This window comes from Mycobacterium sp. ZZG, from assembly GCF_054786995.1.
In genome coordinates, this window is the sequence record NZ_JBTBFV010000035.1 from 22,314 (window position 1) to 39,064 (window position 16,751).

Annotated in this window: 17 protein-coding genes; 2 read left to right on the forward strand and 15 right to left on the reverse strand. The window is 68.7% G+C overall.

Annotation, left to right across the window (positions count from 1 at the left end; translation table 11 throughout):
• Positions 1–9 precede the first annotated feature (9 nt).
• Complete coding sequence (locus ACXMYJ_RS18750) at positions 10–1,086, forward strand: diguanylate cyclase domain-containing protein (protein WP_460358360.1); 1,077 nt, start codon at positions 10–12, stop codon at positions 1,084–1,086.
• Here the strand turns inward: ACXMYJ_RS18750 and ACXMYJ_RS18755 are convergent.
• The 14 genes from ACXMYJ_RS18755 to ACXMYJ_RS18820 form a co-directional block, all read right to left on the reverse strand.
• On the reverse strand, positions 1,075–1,998 hold the full coding sequence (locus ACXMYJ_RS18755) for an alpha/beta fold hydrolase (protein ID WP_460358363.1): 924 nt from the start codon (positions 1,996–1,998) through the stop codon (positions 1,075–1,077). The two genes, ACXMYJ_RS18750 and ACXMYJ_RS18755, sit on opposite strands and share 12 nt — an antisense overlap.
• Before the next feature lie 51 nt (positions 1,999–2,049).
• The gene (ruvB, locus tag ACXMYJ_RS18760; RefSeq protein ID WP_260751981.1) at positions 2,050–3,117 is read right to left on the reverse strand and encodes a Holliday junction branch migration DNA helicase RuvB; all 1,068 of its coding nucleotides are present in this window, start codon (positions 3,115–3,117) and stop codon (positions 2,050–2,052) included.
• Between the two features lie 4 nt (positions 3,118–3,121).
• Positions 3,122–3,709, reverse strand: coding sequence for a Holliday junction branch migration protein RuvA (gene ruvA, locus ACXMYJ_RS18765; RefSeq protein ID WP_260751980.1), 588 nt, complete (start codon positions 3,707–3,709; stop codon positions 3,122–3,124).
• On the reverse strand, positions 3,706–4,290 hold the full coding sequence (gene ruvC, locus ACXMYJ_RS18770; protein ID WP_260751979.1) for a crossover junction endodeoxyribonuclease RuvC: 585 nt from the start codon (positions 4,288–4,290) through the stop codon (positions 3,706–3,708). Before ruvC ends, ruvA begins: the two co-directional genes overlap by 4 nt.
• A gap of 77 nt (positions 4,291–4,367) precedes the next feature.
• Complete coding sequence (locus tag ACXMYJ_RS18775) at positions 4,368–4,727, reverse strand: hypothetical protein (protein WP_260751978.1); 360 nt, start codon at positions 4,725–4,727, stop codon at positions 4,368–4,370.
• Between the two features lie 109 nt (positions 4,728–4,836).
• The gene (gene fmdA / locus ACXMYJ_RS18780; protein ID WP_443188731.1) at positions 4,837–6,093 is read right to left on the reverse strand and encodes a formamidase; all 1,257 of its coding nucleotides are present in this window, start codon (positions 6,091–6,093) and stop codon (positions 4,837–4,839) included.
• Positions 6,094–6,522: 429 nt separating this feature from the next.
• Positions 6,523–7,716, reverse strand: a complete 1,194-nt coding sequence (locus ACXMYJ_RS18785) for a PucR family transcriptional regulator (RefSeq protein ID WP_443188730.1) — start codon at positions 7,714–7,716, stop codon at positions 6,523–6,525.
• A gap of 93 nt (positions 7,717–7,809) precedes the next feature.
• Positions 7,810–8,754 carry a PDR/VanB family oxidoreductase gene (locus ACXMYJ_RS18790; RefSeq protein WP_460358368.1) on the reverse strand — a complete coding sequence of 315 codons (945 nt, stop codon included), beginning with the start codon at positions 8,752–8,754 and terminating at the stop codon, positions 7,810–7,812.
• Entirely contained in the window at positions 8,751–9,794 is a 1,044-nt protein-coding gene (locus tag ACXMYJ_RS18795; protein ID WP_460358371.1) for a Rieske 2Fe-2S domain-containing protein, read from the reverse strand. The genes ACXMYJ_RS18790 and ACXMYJ_RS18795 overlap by 4 nt, the downstream gene beginning before the upstream one ends.
• Positions 9,791–10,696, reverse strand: coding sequence for a polysaccharide deacetylase family protein (locus ACXMYJ_RS18800; RefSeq protein ID WP_260751968.1), 906 nt, complete (start codon positions 10,694–10,696; stop codon positions 9,791–9,793). Before ACXMYJ_RS18800 ends, ACXMYJ_RS18795 begins: the two co-directional genes overlap by 4 nt.
• The gene (gene speB, locus ACXMYJ_RS18805; protein WP_260751963.1) at positions 10,693–11,655 is read right to left on the reverse strand and encodes an agmatinase; all 963 of its coding nucleotides are present in this window, start codon (positions 11,653–11,655) and stop codon (positions 10,693–10,695) included. The genes ACXMYJ_RS18800 and speB overlap by 4 nt, the downstream gene beginning before the upstream one ends.
• Positions 11,656–11,667: 12 nt before the next feature.
• Entirely contained in the window at positions 11,668–12,381 is a 714-nt protein-coding gene (locus ACXMYJ_RS18810) for an SDR family oxidoreductase (RefSeq protein WP_460358375.1), read from the reverse strand.
• A gap of 2 nt (positions 12,382–12,383) precedes the next feature.
• Positions 12,384–13,079, reverse strand: coding sequence for an SDR family NAD(P)-dependent oxidoreductase (locus ACXMYJ_RS18815; protein WP_260751957.1), 696 nt, complete (start codon positions 13,077–13,079; stop codon positions 12,384–12,386).
• The gene (locus ACXMYJ_RS18820; protein ID WP_260751954.1) at positions 13,076–14,536 is read right to left on the reverse strand and encodes an amino acid permease; all 1,461 of its coding nucleotides are present in this window, start codon (positions 14,534–14,536) and stop codon (positions 13,076–13,078) included. Before ACXMYJ_RS18820 ends, ACXMYJ_RS18815 begins: the two co-directional genes overlap by 4 nt.
• Before the next feature lie 318 nt (positions 14,537–14,854).
• Here ACXMYJ_RS18820 and ACXMYJ_RS18825 point away from each other — a divergent pair, with 318 nt between their 5' ends.
• Positions 14,855–15,898, forward strand: a complete 1,044-nt coding sequence (locus tag ACXMYJ_RS18825) for a polyprenyl synthetase family protein (protein ID WP_260751953.1) — start codon at positions 14,855–14,857, stop codon at positions 15,896–15,898.
• Between the two features lie 21 nt (positions 15,899–15,919).
• On the opposite strand, the gene ACXMYJ_RS18830 is transcribed toward ACXMYJ_RS18825, so the two are convergent.
• Positions 15,920–16,675 carry a YebC/PmpR family DNA-binding transcriptional regulator gene (locus tag ACXMYJ_RS18830; RefSeq protein WP_260751952.1) on the reverse strand — a complete coding sequence of 252 codons (756 nt, stop codon included), beginning with the start codon at positions 16,673–16,675 and terminating at the stop codon, positions 15,920–15,922.
• Between the last annotated feature and the right edge of the window lie 76 nt (positions 16,676–16,751).

Consider the following 16,751-nt stretch of genomic DNA (forward strand, 5'->3'; position numbering starts at 1 on the left):
ATCGGCGGCGTGGGTCGCATACGCCAGTGGTGGGGACAACCCGACCATTACCACTGGTTGTCGGGGTACCTCGGCTCCCGCGACCTGCGCGGGTTCACCCGCATGATGATGGGGCTGATCGTCGTGGTGCTCGGCGTCGTCCCGGCTCTGATGTTGCTCAGCCCGTCGGGTCCGGACACGAATCTCGGCCGCGGGGTCAGCCTCGCGGTCGTGACGCTGTGCGCGCTGATGGCAGCCGTCTGGTTCAGACACTGGCCGTCGAGGCGCGAATCCCTGATCTTCGCGGTGCTGTCCGACCTGAGCATCGCCGCCGTGGTGCTGGTCTGGCCGGACCCGCTGACCGGGCTGCTCGGGTGCATCTCGTTCGCCGCGCTGGCGGGTTATGTGGCGTTCTTCCACTCCAGCCACTATCTGGTGATGGTGCTCGCGACGGCGGCGGCCGTCGCGCTGCGCTGCACTCTCGAGATCACCGCCCGCGGCGACGGTTACCTCGCCACCGTGGCCTTCCTGATGATCGCGGTCGGGGTGCTGGCCGTTCCGTTCTCAGCGCAGGTGCTGGTCCATCTGCTCGGCGACGATGCGCTGCAATCCCACACCGACGCGCTGACCGGTCTGCGCAACCGCCGGGGGTTCTACCGGTCGGTGCGGGAACTCATCAATTCCGCACCGGCGCAAGGCCTTCCGCACCTGACCGTCGCGATGGTCGATCTGGACCGCTTCAAACAGGTCAACGACACCCGCGGCCACGCGACCGGGGACCGGCTTCTGGTCGCCGTCGCCACGAGCCTGCGCCAGGCCGTCAGTGGACAGGCGGTCGTCGCGCGGGTCGGTGGCGAGGAGTTCCTGGTCGCCGAGGCAACCCGGGACGACGAAACCGACGCGCTGGGCGAACGGCTCCGCAGTGCGATCGTGGCGGCCCCGTGGGGTGTCACCGCCAGCATCGGGGTGGTCTGCACGCAGATGGACGGCGACACCGGCACCCGGGAAATCCTGGGTGAGCTCATCGAGGCCGCCGACACCGCGATGTACGAGGCCAAGCGGTCCGGCGGAAATCAGTACCGCCGGGCGGGGCGGTCAGCGGCCTGACCGACGCACCCGTTCGACGACGTCGACGATCGCGCGGGCGAGGACCTTCGGCTGGTAGAGCATCACGTTGTGGCCGCATCCCGGCACCAGCACGTTGCTGGTTCCCAGCGCGGCGGCGAGCAGGTCGTTGGCGCGGTGGATCTGCGCCTGCGTGTAGTTGTCGGCGGTGAGCCGGCTCGGCGGCGGGAATCTGTCGGCGCTGAGCACACTGGCGGGCACCCTCGGCAGCGGCGGCGCCGCGGCGACCGCCGCGAACGCCCTCTCAAACCAGACGCTTTCACCCGGCGCTCGGCCCTCCCGGCCGCTGGCGTAGAACGCGGCGTTCTGCGCCGGCGTCCCGATACCGGGCAGAAACTCCGAGGTGGGTTCGACGAACACCAGGCCGGAGATCAACTCGGGGTGTTGTCGGGCGAGCAGGTCGAGGATCAGACCGCCGTAGGAGTGAGCCACGAAGACAAGCGGCGCGGTCAGCTTGGCGGCCGCGATCAGCGCCACGATGTCGTCGACGTCCTGCTGCATGTCGTGCGGTTGGGGTACCGACGTCGATCGCTGGTCTCCGTCGGGGCGGGTATCGGGCCGGTCATAGACGCACACGTGGGTGGCCTTGGCGACCGTCGGCTGGGCTGCGTCGCGACTCGGCACCGGATCGGCGATCTCGACATCGTCGTAGGGCGTGGACCAGACCGGGTCCCCCGGCGGGATCAGATAATTCCAGGCTTCGGCGTAGCTGCCCATGCCGGGAATGACGAAAACCGTTGGGGCGCCGGAGCCCTGGCAGTTCAGGAACAGAGTGCGCCCGCCACCGATGTCGACGGCGCCGGGAACGGCCGGGGACGGTTGGGCCGCGCTGGTTGCGCACGCCGACACCGCGACGAGCACCGCCGCGAGCGCGCCGCACCGACGCCACCTCACGCCGGCGACAGTACCGCGCGGCGGGGGCGTCACGAGCAGGATTGCCGAGCGTCAGTCGAACAGGCCGGCCTGGCCCAGTCCCACGGCACCGGCGGGCGGTGTCATCCCGAGATGCGTCCACGCCTGCGCGGTGGCGACGCGACCGCGCGGCGTCCGCGCGATCATGCCGGCCCGCACCAGGAACGGCTCACATACCTCCTCGACCGTGGTGGCCTCCTCACCCACCGCCACCGCCAGCGTCGACACCCCGACCGGCCCGCCGCCGAAGCTGCGCGTCAGCGCCGAGAGCACCGCCCGGTCGAGCCGGTCCAGGCCGAGCTCGTCGACGTCGTAGACCTCCAGCGCGTACTTGGCGATGTCGCGGGTGATGACACCGTCGGCCCGCACCTCGGCGTAGTCCCGGACGCGCCGCAGCAACCGGTTCGCGATACGGGGGGTGCCCCGGGACCGGCGCGCGATCTCCGCGCCGGCGTCGGCGCCCAGTGCGATCCCCAGAATGCCGGCCGATCGGGCCAGCACCCGTTCCAGTTCGGCGGGCTCGTAGAAGTCCATGTGCGCGGTGAAGCCGAACCGGTCCCGCAGTGGGCCGGTCAGCGCCCCCGACCGGGTGGTGGCCCCGACCAGCGTGAAAGGCGCCACCTCCAGCGGAATCGACGTGGCGCCGGGCCCTTTCCCGACGACAACGTCGACGCGGAAATCCTCCATCGCCAGATAAAGCATCTCCTCGGCAGGCCGGGCGATCCGGTGGATCTCGTCGATGAACAGCACGTCGTGTTCGACCAGATTGGACAGCATCGCGGCCAGATCACCGGCGCGTTCCAGCGCCGGCCCGGAGGTGACGCGCAGTGAGGACCCCAACTCGGCGGCGATGATCATCGCCAGCGAGGTCTTGCCCAGCCCGGGCGGGCCGGACAACAGGATGTGGTCCGGGGTGCCGCCCCTGTTCTTGGCGCCCTCGAGGACGAGCTGAAGCTGTTCACGCACCCGGGGCTGGCCGATGAACTCACCCAGCGACCGCGGGCGCAGGCTGGCGTCGATGTCGCCCTCGCCGACGGTCAGCGCCGGCGACACGTCCCGTTCGTCGGGCTCGTCGACCGAATCTTCGGAGAACCGGCCCACGTTGCTACTTCTTCCCCAGCATCGACAGCGCCGCGCGCAGCGCGCTGGAGGTGGTGGCCTCCGGATCGTTGGCGAGCACCTTGTCGGTGGCCTCCTCGGCTTGCTTCTGCGCGAAGCCCAACCCGACGAGGGCTTCCACGACGGGGCCGCGGATACCGTGTCCGCCGCCGGCGACGACCCCGGCCGGGCCGGACGCACCGACCTTGTCGCGCAGGGTCAGCACCAGAAGTTCGGCGGTCTTCTTGCCGACCTTCGGGATCCGGGTCAACGCGGTGACGTCACCGTCGCCGATCGCCTGCCGCAGCGTGGGACCGTCGTACATGGCCAGCGCACCGAGGGCGATGCTCGGTCCGATCCCGGACACGCCGAGCAGCGTCAGGAACAAATCCCGGGCGTCGGAGTCGGCGAAGCCATAGAGCGTCATCGAGTCTTCGCGGACGATCATCGCGGTGATCAGCCGCGCCTCGACGCCGCGTCGCAGCGTCGCCAGGGTGGCGGGGGTGGCCATCACCTTGTAGCCGACCCCGGCCGCCTCGATGACGACGTGATCGAGGGCGATGTCGAGGACCTCACCCCGGACCGCGGCGATCACCGCGCACTCCGGGACATCCGGCTCTGCTTGGCCTTCGCGTTGAGGGTGGCCCGGTACTTGCGGCGCTGCTCGGCGGCCATCGCCTCCGCTTCGGCCATCCGGGCGATCATCGGTGCCCGCCAGCAGTGGCAGATGGCAAGTGCCAGCGCGTCGGCGGCATCGGCGGGGGTCGGTTTCTGTTGCAGCGCAAGAATCCTGGTGACCATCTCGGTGACCTGGGCCTTGTCGGCGCGTCCGTTGCCGGTGACCGCGGCCTTGACCTCGCTGGGTGTGTGAAAGTGCACGTCGATGTCGCGGCGCGCCGCGGCCAGCGCGATCACCCCGCCGGCCTGCGCGGTGCCCATCGCGGTGTTGGCGTTCTGGTTGGAGAACACCCGTTCGATGGCGAGCACATCCGGGCGGTGGGTGTCCAGCCAGTGTTCGACGGCGTCACTGATGGCGAGCAGACGGTGCGCCAACGGATGATCGGCGGGCGTGCGCACCACATCGACGTCGAGCGCGATGACCTGACGGCCCCTACCGCTCTCGATGACCGACAACCCGCACCTGGTCAGGCCGGGGTCGACACCCATCACTCGCACGCCGGCCCTTCCTCGAAAGAGAACATCTGTTCGAGAGCTTAGCCGCTCGCGCGGACAGGGCCCGGCAGGACACGCGTTCAGTTCAGCGTCGTCCCCGCACTCGGCAGGACGATCTCGCCCGGTTGTTCGGCCGTGCCGGCTTCAACCGTGCCGGTTTCGGCCATCCGGGCCAGTTCGGCGATCCGCCGGCCCGAGTTGCGCCAGCCCCGGACCCGTTCGCGCGCGACCTCGGTCCCCTCCCTCTCGACGAGCACGGTCCACGGCACCCCGCACCACTTGGCCAGCAGCCAGAACGGCCACATCGCCATGAACGGCAGCACGATCAGGAGGATGACCGTGTCCAACGTCGCGAAGCCGGTCTCCCACGGGATGGTCTTCCACCACCACCGCCGCACCGTCCACTTCACGCCGTCGGGCCCGACCACGTTCTTGCGCATGGCGCCACCGCTTTCCGCCCGTCTCGGGAGTGACGTTCGGATTATGCCGCGCGACACCACGGCGCGGGAGTTGACCGGCGAAGCCGGACCCGGTGCGGCGTAGAGCGTCTCAGCCGAACGAGGCGCGGGGCGCGCCGATGCCCGGATCGATCTTCACCGGCCCGGAAGCCGACGGGGCGACCGGGAAGTCGAAGATCGCCGTCGGGATGTACACGGTGGCACAAGCATTGGGGATGTCGACGACGCCCGACAGCCGGCCCTCGATCGGTGCCGCACCGAGCAACAGGTAGGCCTGCTCGGGGCTGTAGCCGAACTTGGTCAGGTAATCGATCGCGTGCAGGCAGGCCCGCTGATAGGCCAGATGCGAATCCAGATAACGCTGTTCGCCGTCCAGGGTCACCGATGTCCCCGAGAACGCCAGCCACTCGCAATACTGCGGGTCGGTATTGCCGGGCATGAAGATGGCGTTCTCGCTGACACCGTAGGTCTCCATCCCGCCGGGGATGACGTCGACCCTCAGGTCGATGAAGCCGCCCATCTCGATGGCGCCGCAGAACGTGATCTCGCCGTCACCCTGGGAGAAGTGCAGATCGCCGACGGACAGATTCGCACCGTCGACGAACACCGGGTAGAAGATGCGGCTGCCCTTGGTCAGGTTCTTGATGTCCTGGTTGCCGCCGTTCTCGCGGGGCGGCGCGGTCCTGGCCGCCTCGGCGGCGGCCGCGGTGAACGCGTCACCGGTGAGGCCGCCGAGGATCGCGTCCCGCGGTTCCGGCGGCAGCGCCAGCGGCGGCACCCGGTCGGGGTCGGTGGCGATGAGCGCGGCCTCGCGCGTGTTCCACGTCGAGAGCAGCTCCCGCGACGGGGCGGTGCCCATCAGACCGGGGTGGATGATGCCGGTGAACTCCACGCCCGGGACGTGGCGAGAGGTCGCCTTCTGCCCCGAGAAATCCCAGATCGCCTTGTAGGCGTCGGGAAACTGCTCGGTCAGGAAGCCGCCGCCGTTGCGCGTGGCGAAGATCCCGGTGTAGCCCCAGCCCTGGCCCGCCAGCGGCCCGGAATCCTCCTGCGGAATCGGACCCACGTCGAGAATGTCGACGATCAACAGGTCGCCGGGCTTGGCGCCCTCCACGGCGATCGGGCCCGACAGCGTGTGCACCGTGGTCAACGGCGCGTTGAGGATGTCCTCGGCCGAGTCGTCGTTGTGGATCGCGCCGTCGAACCACTCGCGGCAGTGCACCCGGAAGGAATCACCCTTCTTGACAGTGACCGCGGCCGGGATGTCGGGGTGCCACCGGTTGTGCCCAACCTTCTCCTGGTCGGTGAACTTCTTCGTGGAATCGAGCGGGAAGACGACGTCGGGCATGGAGGCTCCTTCAGGGTCGCGGGAGGGTCTGATGCAGGGGGTTCGTGGTGATCTTGCGGGCGGGGGCGCCCCGAGGCGGCGCCGCGACAACAGCGGGGGTATCGGCGGAACTACGGGTGGCGTCCTGCAGTGCCATCGCGGTGCTGCCCGAACGTCCCAGGTGCGGCGTGCCCATCATCCGGCGTGCCATCCCCCGGCACGTCGGGCACTCGATTTCATCGGGGCGACTCGCCATCGAATGCATCTGCCGAGTGATTCCACAACCGGATCGGCACCGAAATGCATAGAGGATCAAAGCATTTCCCTTGGTGGTCGAAGGAGAGAAGCGGGGATGAACGCCACCCTACCCAGCCACGCGGGTGTGTGCGCAGCAGATGGACAACACGACAACACACGGGTGTGCCGTTGTGGCCGGCTACAGCTGCGGGGCTACCGCCGTTGCCGGGATGAAGGCGTAAAAACCTTGTGCCGGAGGGTGTTCGGTCCCGGAACAGGCGTCGCGCCGTCCGGTTCGCCGCGCTCCTCCATCCCCATGTTGTGGGCGGCCCACAGCGCGATGCGGAAATTGATGCGATCGCTCTCGTCGAGCGGGTTGGCGTCGGTCAGCTCGGCGATCTTGGCCAGCCGGTTGCGCAGCGTGTTGACGTGCACGTACAACTGACCGGCCGCGGCGCCGATGTCGTTGCCGGGGGCCAGGAACGCCTCCAATGAGGCCACCAGGAAGGAGTTGTTGACCCTGTCGTGGTCGACCAGCGGTCCCAGCAGCCTATGGACGAACGGGACCAGTCGCACCTTCGGCACCGCCGCCAACAACCCTTCGAGCGTGGCGATCTCATCGATGTGCACAGTGCGCTGCCGGCGACCCGCCTCGTGGAGCGCTTCGAGGGCCTCCGGGATCGCATGCGCCATCGACTGGGCGTCGGCGCCCAGCGCCACCCCACAGACCAACGGCGATGCGGCCAGATCGGCACGAAGTTCCGGAGTCTGCGGGCACAGCGCCACGATGCGGTCATCGAGCAGGGCCACCGCCCCGCGGTGGCGGTCGACCAGCGCGTGCACGTCCGCATGCCCCTCAGACGGGAACGCGCACACCGCCACCGGTGCCTCGCTGAGTCCGTGGCGCGCCAGCGCGGCCTCGACCGGACCGACGCCCAGCGTGCCCGCGATGAACCACCGCAACATCGATCCGAGGTCGCGTTCCCGGGCATCGACGTCACGATCGGCGGCCCGCCGGGACTCGCCCCAGTCGACGATACGGCGGAAAGGCACCGCCGGCCGCTGGACCAGCAGCGGCAGGTTTCGGCCCAGGCACGCCTGCACCAGAGGCTCGGGCAGCTCGTCGAACACGTCGCCGAGCCCGATCACCAGCCCCGCCACGCCGCGCTCTGCCAGGATGTCGACGTATCGAAGCACGGCCGCGTCCGGCTGCCCGGCCACCGGCACGCCGACGCTGAGGATCAGCTCCTCGCCGATCAGGTACGGCGATGGGTCGGCGAGCTCGGTGGGATAGACGTAGCGGATCGGCCGGTCGAGATCGTCGATCGGCGTCACGATCTCGACGTGCAGGCTGGGTTCGGCGAGCAGCTCCCCGACGCTGACCGTGCCGTCGTGAGGCCCTTTCACGGTCGTCGCACTCTCCTCGGCGCTCCGTTCGCTCGTCGTCATCGCGCCGCTCGCACTGCCATGCCAGCGGAGTCTAAGCGCCGGAGCGCGCCGTCACAGGTCGAGCGTGAGCTTGGACCCGCACTGCGAGCGCGACACGCAGATCATCATCGAGCTGTTCGTCCGCCGCTCCGCGTCGCTGAGCAGCTCGTCACGGTGGTCGACGTCACCGGCGAGCACCTTGGTCTCACAGGTCCCGCAGAAGCCGCTGGTGCACGAGAACGGGGTGTCGGGTGCCACGGCGAGGACCGCGTCGAGCACGCTCTGGTTCTGCGGGACGCGGACCGTGACGCCGGTGCGGGCCAGTTCGACCTCGAACGCCCCGTCCTCGGATCTCGCCTCCAAGGCCGGGGTCGCGGCGGTGAACTGTTCGACGTGCAGCGGCATGTCCGGGTAGCGGGTGCTGATCTGCTTGACCGCCGCGAGCATCGCCGGCGGCCCGCAGCAGTACACCGCCGTGCCCGCCGGACTGTCGGCGAAGGCGCGTTCGATGTCGGGCAGACCGACTTCGTCCTGCGGATAGAGCTGGACGAAGTCGCGCCCGGCCAGGCGGTCGGTGAACGCCATGGCGGCGCGGCTGCGTCCGCCGTAGACCACCGTCACCGGGGGCGGCAGCGGCCGGGCTTGCAGTGCTTCGACCATCGCCAGGATCGGAGTGATCCCGATGCCCCCGGCCAGCAGCAGATAGCGCGGCGAGTCGACCAGGGCGAAATCGTTGCGCGGCTCCCCCACCTCCAGCACGTCGCCCGGGCGTAGCCGGTCGTGGACTTCCCGGGACCCGCCGCGGCCGCCGTCGACCTTCAGCACGGCGACGGTGTAGCTGTGCGGGTCATCGGCGGACCCGCACAACGAATACTGGCGCACCGCCCCCGACGGGAGCGTGACGGGGATGTGAGCCCCGGCGCTCCAGTCGGGGAGCCGCCCCCCGGTCGGGCTTCGCAGCTCGACGGAGATGACGGCGTCGGCCTCCAGGCGCAGTTGGGTGACTCGCAGCCTCACTGCGGTGCGTGACCGTTGGTCGCAACCAACTCCGGATCGCGGGCCTGCTGGATGGTCTGCACGGCGAATTGGGTGGCCCGCCGGTAGTTCAGCGTGTAGATGTCCGCGGGCGCGGACACCTCCACGGCCTGCCCGGCCAGCGGCACCTCTTTGGGTTCAAGGCCCTCCAGGACGGGGGTGTCCTCGTTGAAGACCTTGGTCTCGACCTCCAGGATCTCGTCGACGGTGCCGCCGCGAAAGTCCTTGTCGGTGGCCACGCCCCAGAAGATGATGCACTTGTCGTAGCTGACCGGCGACGGGAAGTCGACGAGGTAGCGCTTGCCGGTTTCGGGGCCGAAGTCGTACAGGATGGTCGCGATACCCGGGGCGTACGAGTGGTAGTGCATCCAGGCGTCACCGACGTCGGAAAAATCCGAATCGGGGACCTGCCGATAGAAATACGACGCCCAAACCTCACGTCCTTCGCGCTTGACGTCGAGATCGGTGACGACCGGGTTCACGTCGCCCATCGACGGCGCGTGCACGAACGGGAAATGCGCCATGTCACGGAAGTTCTCGGTGGCGGCCATGAATCCGCAGTTGGCGTGAATGGGTTCTGCTGCGCGCCAACTCAGTTCGAGACCGTCGAGCTCCGGCGGGTTGGGCAGGTCGAAGACGGGGTCGCCCAGGCAGGTCCAGACATGCTCGAAGCGCTCGATCACCGGATAGGACTTGATGGCGGCCTTGGGCGGGATGCGCCCGTCCTCGGGCAGGGACGGGATGCGGCTGCAGACGCCGGTGCCGCCGTCGAACTGCCAGCCGTGGTAGGGACACGCGATGCCCTCGCCCACCACCTTGCCGTCGGCGAGGTTGCCGCCGCGGTGTATGCAACGGCGGTCGGTGACCCGCGCCGCGCCGGTGGAGTCGCGGAACACCACGAGGTTGTGGTCCAGCAGCGTCGCGGACTGCGGGGTGTCGATGTCCTGGGACCTCGCCACCACGAACCACACGTGCTGATAGGCCGCACGCAGTTTGTCCGGGGTCAGTGCATCGTGATTCATCGTCGCTCTCCTGTCGGTCGGGCTGTGACCGGGTCGAACTCGGGTCGGGTCAATGTACGGGGGGTCAGCCGCTGGGCGCGCACGTGATCGGCGATCTCGGCCATTCCGGCCACCCAGACGTCGTCCATGCCGCATACGTCGGCGACGAACTCGCGCAGCGCGGCGGCCCGTCCGGGCCGGCCGCTGAGAAACGGGTGGTTGGTCAGAATCCAGGCGCCGCCGATCTCCCGCATGGCGTCGAGCTCGCTGCGCCACAACTCGACAGCCTTCGCCGGCGTCTCGATCAGGCCCGTGCCGGAGAAGTCGGGAACGAAGCAGTACTGCTGCCAGTCGTCGAGTGCCCAGCTCACCGGAAGCTCCACGAGCGACCCGGCTCCGGGAACCGCCAGCTCATAAGGGTGATCGGAGTCCATCAGCGTCGAATCGTAGGTGAAACCGAACTCGGCGAGCAGTTTCGGTGTGTGCCAATTCATCTCCCACATCGGCGCCCGGTAGCCGGACGGCCGGACACCGGCTACTTCTTCCAGCGCGCGCAGGCCACGGTCGAGGATCGCGCGTTCGGTGTCCTCGTCGACGCCGACCAGCGACTCGTGCAGGTAACCGTGGTGAGCGATCTCGTGACCGGCGCGGGCGATCGAGCGGATCGCCTCCGGGTGCCGGTGCGCGGTGTATCCAGGCACGAAAAACGTTCCGCGAACCCCGAACTCGTCGAGAATTCCGAGGAGGCGCGGTACGCCCACCAGAGGGCCGTAGGCCTGATGCGACATCGCACCCATCCGGTCGGCGAACGCGGGATCAGTGGTCAGCAGTGGTGATTCGGCATCGACGTCGAAGGTGAACGCCACAGCACAGCGTTTCCCCTCCGGCCACGACACCGGACCCGCGGGTGTCAGTGCGGTCAAAGTTGTGCCTTTCTCCCGAAGACGGACAGGAATTCCCATGTGACGTTGGCCGCCGCGACGGCGGTGATCTCGGCGTGGTCGTAGGCCGGCGACACCTCGACGACGTCGACACCGACGAGGTTGACGCCGTCAAAGCCGCGGATCACCTCGAGCAGCTCGCGGCTGGTCATCCCGCCGGCCTCGGGGGTGCCGGTGCCCGGCGCGTGCGCAGGGTCGAGCACGTCGATGTCGACCGACACGTACACCGGCGCGTCCCCGACCCTCTCGCGGACGCGTTCGATCATCCCCTCGGTGCCGAGCGTGTCGATGTCGCGGCAGGTGATGCAGGAGAAGCCGAAGTTGGCGTCCTCCACGAGATCCTGCTTGTCGTAGATCGATCCGCGGACGCCGATGTGCAGGTTCTTGTCCAGCAGCAGCCCCTCCTCGAAGGCCCGGCGGAACGGCGATCCGTGGGTGATGTCGGCGCCGTAGTAGCTGTCCCAGGTGTCCAGGTGTGCGTCGAAATGCACCAGGGCCACCGGACCGTGTGCGGCGTGAACCGCCCGCAACGAAGGCAGCGCCACCGAGTGGTCACCGCCGAGGATCACCGCGCGGGTGCCGTCGGCCTGCAGCGCGGTCAGCTGCTGGGCGGTCTGGTCGACCGCCTGGGCGATATCGAAAGGGTTGCACGCGATGTCGCCGGCGTCGGCGAACTGGCACACCTCGAACGGCTTGATGTCCAGCTCGGGGTTGTACCCGCGGATGAGCCGGGATGCCTGCCGAATCGCGTTGGGGCCGAACCGCGCTCCGGGACGGTAGGTCACCGCGCTGTCGAACGGCACGCCGACGACGACCACGTCGGCGCGCGTGACGTCCTCCAGCCTTGGCAGCCGCGCGAACGTCGTCCATCCCGCATACCGCGGTTGAACCTGGGGGTCGACCGCGCCGACGATGGGAGGCCGGCCGGTGTCGTTGTTCATTGATTGCCTTTCCTATACGCGATTACGAGAGAGTCCGCCGTCGACGTTGACCACCTGGCCCACCGCCGCACCGAGCTCGCGTTGACAGAGCAGACCGATGGTCCGGGCCACCTCGGCGACGGTGCCCCGCCGACCGATCGGAGGTACGGCCGCGGGAGTACCGTCTGCGGCATCGCACACCGACCACTCCGAGGCGACGGCACCGACGGCTACGGCGTTGACCCCGACTCCGAATCGGCCGAAGTCGCGGGTCAACGACTTGGTCAGGGCGACGAGGCCACCCGCCGCGGCCGCGACGGCGGACAGACCGGGTGCACCGATGTGCCAGCGCGAGGCGGTCAGCACCATGCGGCCGCCCGCGCCCGTGTCGCGCATCTGCTCGGCGGCGGCCTGGGCGAACAGGAAGCTGCCCGTCAGAGTGCTGTCCACGTGCGCCCAGAAGTCGTCCATGGACTGGGCGGTGACCGTGGCGACGTGCGGCAGACCGTGCGCGGTCACCAGCGTGTCGATCCCGCCCATCGCCTCGGCGGCGGCTGCAACGGCGGCCCGTACGGCGGCGCCGTCGGCGGGGTCCGCCACGACGGAGATCGTCTCGCCGGAGGCGGTCGCCGGTGCAGCGGAGCAGGTGCCGACGGTGCGCGCGCCACCGGCACGGAAATGGTCCCGCACGGCCGCACCCAGCTCGGTGTCCACCCCGGTGACGAGAACCCGCTGTTGTGTCCCCATGCTCAGATCACCGTTCCGCTGTTGACCGACAACACTTCTCCGCACAGGAAGAGATCGTCTTCCAGCAGCGCCCGGACCAGCTCGGCGACCTCGACCGGTGTGGCTATCCGCCGGGCGGGCAACGACTCGAGGAACTCCTCGGCGCGTTCCCAGGAGTCGGCGGGCAGCAGCGGCGTGTCGCAGGGACCCGGCGCGACCGCATTGACGATCACCCCGTCTGCCGCCACCTCGGCGGCGACACTGCGCAACAGCGACAGCGCGGCGCCTTTGGCCGCGGCGTAGTGAGCGTCGTTGCTGCCGCCGCCGATGGCACGTTCGGACGCGATCCCCACGATCCGGCCCTGCGTGCGCCGGCGCATCTGCGGCAGAACCGCCCGGCACACGTGGGCCAACCCGCCGACGTGCACCCGCAGCATCCGCTGCCAGGACTCCGGATCGATGTCCAGTGCCGGGATCTCCTCGTAGTGACCGGCACAGATCACCGCGGCGTCGATCTGCCCGAGGGTGGCCTCGATCTGTGCCACGGCATCGATCACCGCCTGTTCGTCGGCGACGTCGGCGGTCAACCACATGTCGGTGTCGGGCGCGGGTTCGCGGGAGATGGATGCGACCGTCCACCCGCATTCGGCGAGCCGCGCGGCGATGGCCGCACCGATGCCGCTGCCGGCGCCGGTCACCACGGCGACGGGGGCACTCATACGAGTTCCGTTTCCGGGGTCGACTCCGGCGCGGAGGGCGCGCCGGGCCGACTCTGACCGACCTTGCGGACCTTCACGATCACGATGCCGAGCGCGAGAATCGCGCCCATCGCCACGAAGAACGCCCAGTTGATGAACCACGCGTCCGACACCGTGCGGGGCCACACGATGTTGAGGAACGCGAATCCCGCCCAGAGGACGGCCATCAGCGCCACCGGCAGGCTGAGCCTGCCCAGATGCCACGGCCCCGGCACCCACGTACCGCGAAGGCGCGCAACCAATCCGGTGACCAACGGGAACAGGAAGGCGAGGTAGTAGCCGCCCGCTGTGAAGGTGACCAGCACCGAGTAGACGTCGGTGGCGGAGATGAGGTAGACCACGGCGCCGATCACGGTGGTGACGAGGATCGCGGTGACCGGCTGGGCCTCCGCCCTGGACAACTTCGACAGCACGCGTGAGCCGGGCAGCACCTTGTCGCGGGCGAAGGCCCAGATGACCCGGGATGCCGAGGCCTGCAGCGCCAGGAAGCTCGCCAGGAAGCCGATCACGAACGCCAGCAGGATCGGTTTGACCCAGGATTCGCCCAGCGCGGTCCCGAGAACGTAGGTGACCGGATCGGAGACCTCACCGGAGGTGATCTTGTCGAAGTCGGGCACCGCCAGCGTGACCGCCAGCGATGCGTAGGCGATGACGATGGCGATGAACGACACCGAGAACAGCATGGCCTTGGGGACGTTTCGCTGCGGTTCCTTGACCTCTTCGGCGATCGCACCGGCACTTTCGAAGCCGAGGATCGACCAGCTGGTGAAGGCCAGGGCCGCCAGGAACGGCCCCGACAGATAGGCCCACGACCATCCGCTGCCGAGGTCGATGCCCTGCACGATGATGTCGAGACCGTGGTGGCGATGGAAGATCAGCAGGTAGGTGCCCAGCCCCACCGAGGCCACGATTTCGGCGATGATGCTGCCCAACATCAGGGTTTTCAGGAAGACGCGGCCGGCGATGTTGGCGCAGGTGCCGGCCAGCAGAATCAGCAGCGCGATGATGCTCTGCTGCACCGCGGTCGGACTCGCGATCCCGACCAGCTCCGCCAGGAACCCTGCGCCGCCGTAGGCGACCGTGGCCATGATGATCACCAGCGCCCACATGTACACCCACCCGGCGAACCAGCCGGTCACCTCCCCGGCCAGGCGTTTGGTCCACTGGTAAATGGAACCTTCGAACGGCCAGCGCGACACCAGTTCTGCGAACGCCAGCGCGACGATGAACTGTCCGGCGCCGACGATCACGAACGTCCACCAGAACCCGGGCCCGGCAGTGGACAGCGACAGTCCGTAGATGCCGTACATCGCCACGATCGGCGAGATGAACGCGAACGCAAACGCGAATGCCGACCACAACGAGAACTCGCGCTTGAGTTCGGTTGGCGCTGAGCCTAATTGACCATTTCCGGCCATCCGGGTTTCCTTTCGTCACCCCCAAAGTTCACGCAAGTATGCGCACGGGCGCGGTGCCCCGGCAGCCGGACCGGCCGAGTCTGGTTTGGGCGCACAGTCCGACGCCGCACGGATGTAGGGATCTACAGCGTCGTGCCGGCAACCGGCTGCGCAGGCGAGCGCTGGGGCCCCACTGCCCATACACTCGCCGCGCCGGTCTGCTCAGAAAGCGAGGATGTGGTGGGCGACAACGCGGTGGCTTCTCCGTTCCAACCAACGAGTCCGTGTCAACCAACGACCAGGTTCCTGGGGACCCTGGAGGACCAGCTGGGCGCGGCGGTGTGCGACACCGTCGCCGCACCACTGCGATCGATCGACGCCAACCTGGAGCCGGTGGCGGATCTCTGCCTGTCGGCGGTGAAGGCGGGAGGTAAACGGCTGCGTCCCCGGTTCATGTTCTGGGCGTGGCGGGCGGCCGGCCCGCCCGCCACCGGTCTCCCGCCGCTGGTGCACCTGGCCGCGGCGGTCGAACTGCTCCATGCCGCGGTGCTGGTTCACGACGACGTCATCGACGACTCCGACGTGCGGCGCGGACAGCCGTCGGTGCGCGCGGCGCTGGCCTCCCGGCACCGCGCCGACGACGGCACGGGTGATGCGCGTCTGTTCGGCGACCACATGGCACTGCTTGTCGGCGACCTGCTGTGGTCGGCGGCGCACGACTCCGTCGCCTGCGCGGTCAGCTTGCTCGGCACCGACGCGCGCCGCCGCGTCAGGCAGACCTTCGGCGCAATGCGGGTCGAGGTGGTCGCCGGCCAACTCCTCGAGCTCCAGGCCCAGGCCGCGCGTGACTACTCCTGGGCCGCGGCCGGGAAGATCCAGCGGTACAAGACCAGCAGCTACACCGTGGAGCGGCCGATGCAGCTGGGGCTCGCGCTCGCCGGGACTGCGACCCCAGCGATTGAGGCCCACCTGAAGAAGTTCGCCCGCGCGGTAGGGCAGGCTTTTCAGCTGCGCGACGACCTGACCGATGTGTTCAGCACAACGGCCGCAAGTGGCAAGCGGGTCGGCGACGACATCCGCGGCGGAAAACCTACCGAGTTGCTGGGCACCGCTCTGGAACTGGCGAGCGCACCGGACCGGCGCACCCTGACCGGCATCGTCGGCGACGCGGACGCCGACGACGCCGCGATCGCCGAGGCCCGGCGCGTCCTGGTGGGCTCGGGGGCGGTCGATCGAATCCGGGGTCGCGTCACCGAACTCGTGGTTATCGCGAACGAGGCGATCGAGGAGTTGAATTCCCGCACCGATGCCGCGGTGTGCGCGGGCCTGACCGCGATGCTCACCGAATGCACCGACCTGTCGTTCCTGCCGCCCGGGGTCTGACCGGGCGTCACCGCGCGGCGGTCACTCCTGTTCGAGTGCGGCGGCGACGTCGTCGGGGATGTCGATGTTGGTGTAGACGTCCTGGACGTCGTCACTGTCTTCGAGGGCGTCGACGAGCTTGAGCACCTTGCGGGCGGCCTCGACGTCGACCGGAACACTGACCGAAGGCTGGAAGGTCGCCTCGGCCGACTCATAATCGATGCCCGCGTCCTGCAGCGCAGTGCGTACCGCGACCAGATCGGTTGGCTCCGAGATGATCTCGAAGCTGTCGCCGAGGTCGTTGACATCTTCGGCACCGGCGTCGAGCACCGCGGCCAGCACGTCGTCCTCGGTCAGCCCGTTCTTGTCGAGGGTCACCACGCCCTTACGGGTGAACAGGTAGGACACCGAACCCGGGTCGGCCATGCTGCCGCCGTTACGCGTCATCGCCACCCGCACCTCGCCGGCGGCGCGGTTGCGGTTGTCGGTCAGGCACTCCACCAGCACGGCCACGCCGTTGGGTCCGTAACCCTCGTAGGTGATGGTCTGCCAGTCGGCGCCGCCGGCTTCCTCGCCCGCGCCCCGCTTGCGGGCACGTTCGATGTTGTCGTTGGGCACCGAGTTCTTCTTCGCCTTCTGAATGGCGTCATACAGTGTCGGGTTGCCGGCGGGATCTCCGCCGCCGGTGCGCGCCGCGACCTCGATGTTCTTGATCAGCTTGGCGAAGTTCTTACCGCGACGCGCATCGATCACGGCTTTCTTGTGCTTGGTGGTGGCCCACTTCGAATGGCCGCTCATAGAGGTGCTACTTCCTTCGAGTTCTACTGGTCAATGTCACGTCGTCAGTCCGATCGACCAGTCTACGTGGGTGTTC

Excerpts from the sequence above, each read along its gene's own strand:
- ACXMYJ_RS18795 (WP_460358371.1), bottom strand. The coding sequence starts at position 9,794 with ATGAATCACGATGCACTGACCCCGGACAAACTGCGTGCGGCCTATCAG.
- ACXMYJ_RS18815 (WP_260751957.1), bottom strand. The coding sequence starts at position 13,079 with ATGAGTGCCCCCGTCGCCGTGGTGACCGGCGCCGGCAGCGGCATCGGT.
- ACXMYJ_RS18810 (WP_460358375.1), bottom strand. The coding sequence starts at position 12,381 with ATGGGGACACAACAGCGGGTTCTCGTCACCGGGGTGGACACCGAGCTG.
- fmdA (WP_443188731.1), bottom strand. The coding sequence starts at position 6,093 with ATGCCCGACGTCGTCTTCCCGCTCGATTCCACGAAGAAGTTCACCGAC.
- ACXMYJ_RS18830 (WP_260751952.1), bottom strand. The coding sequence starts at position 16,675 with ATGAGCGGCCATTCGAAGTGGGCCACCACCAAGCACAAGAAAGCCGTG.
- speB (WP_260751963.1), bottom strand. The coding sequence starts at position 11,655 with ATGAACAACGACACCGGCCGGCCTCCCATCGTCGGCGCGGTCGACCCC.
- ACXMYJ_RS18820 (WP_260751954.1), bottom strand. The coding sequence starts at position 14,536 with ATGGCCGGAAATGGTCAATTAGGCTCAGCGCCAACCGAACTCAAGCGC.
- ACXMYJ_RS18775 (WP_260751978.1), bottom strand. The coding sequence starts at position 4,727 with ATGCGCAAGAACGTGGTCGGGCCCGACGGCGTGAAGTGGACGGTGCGG.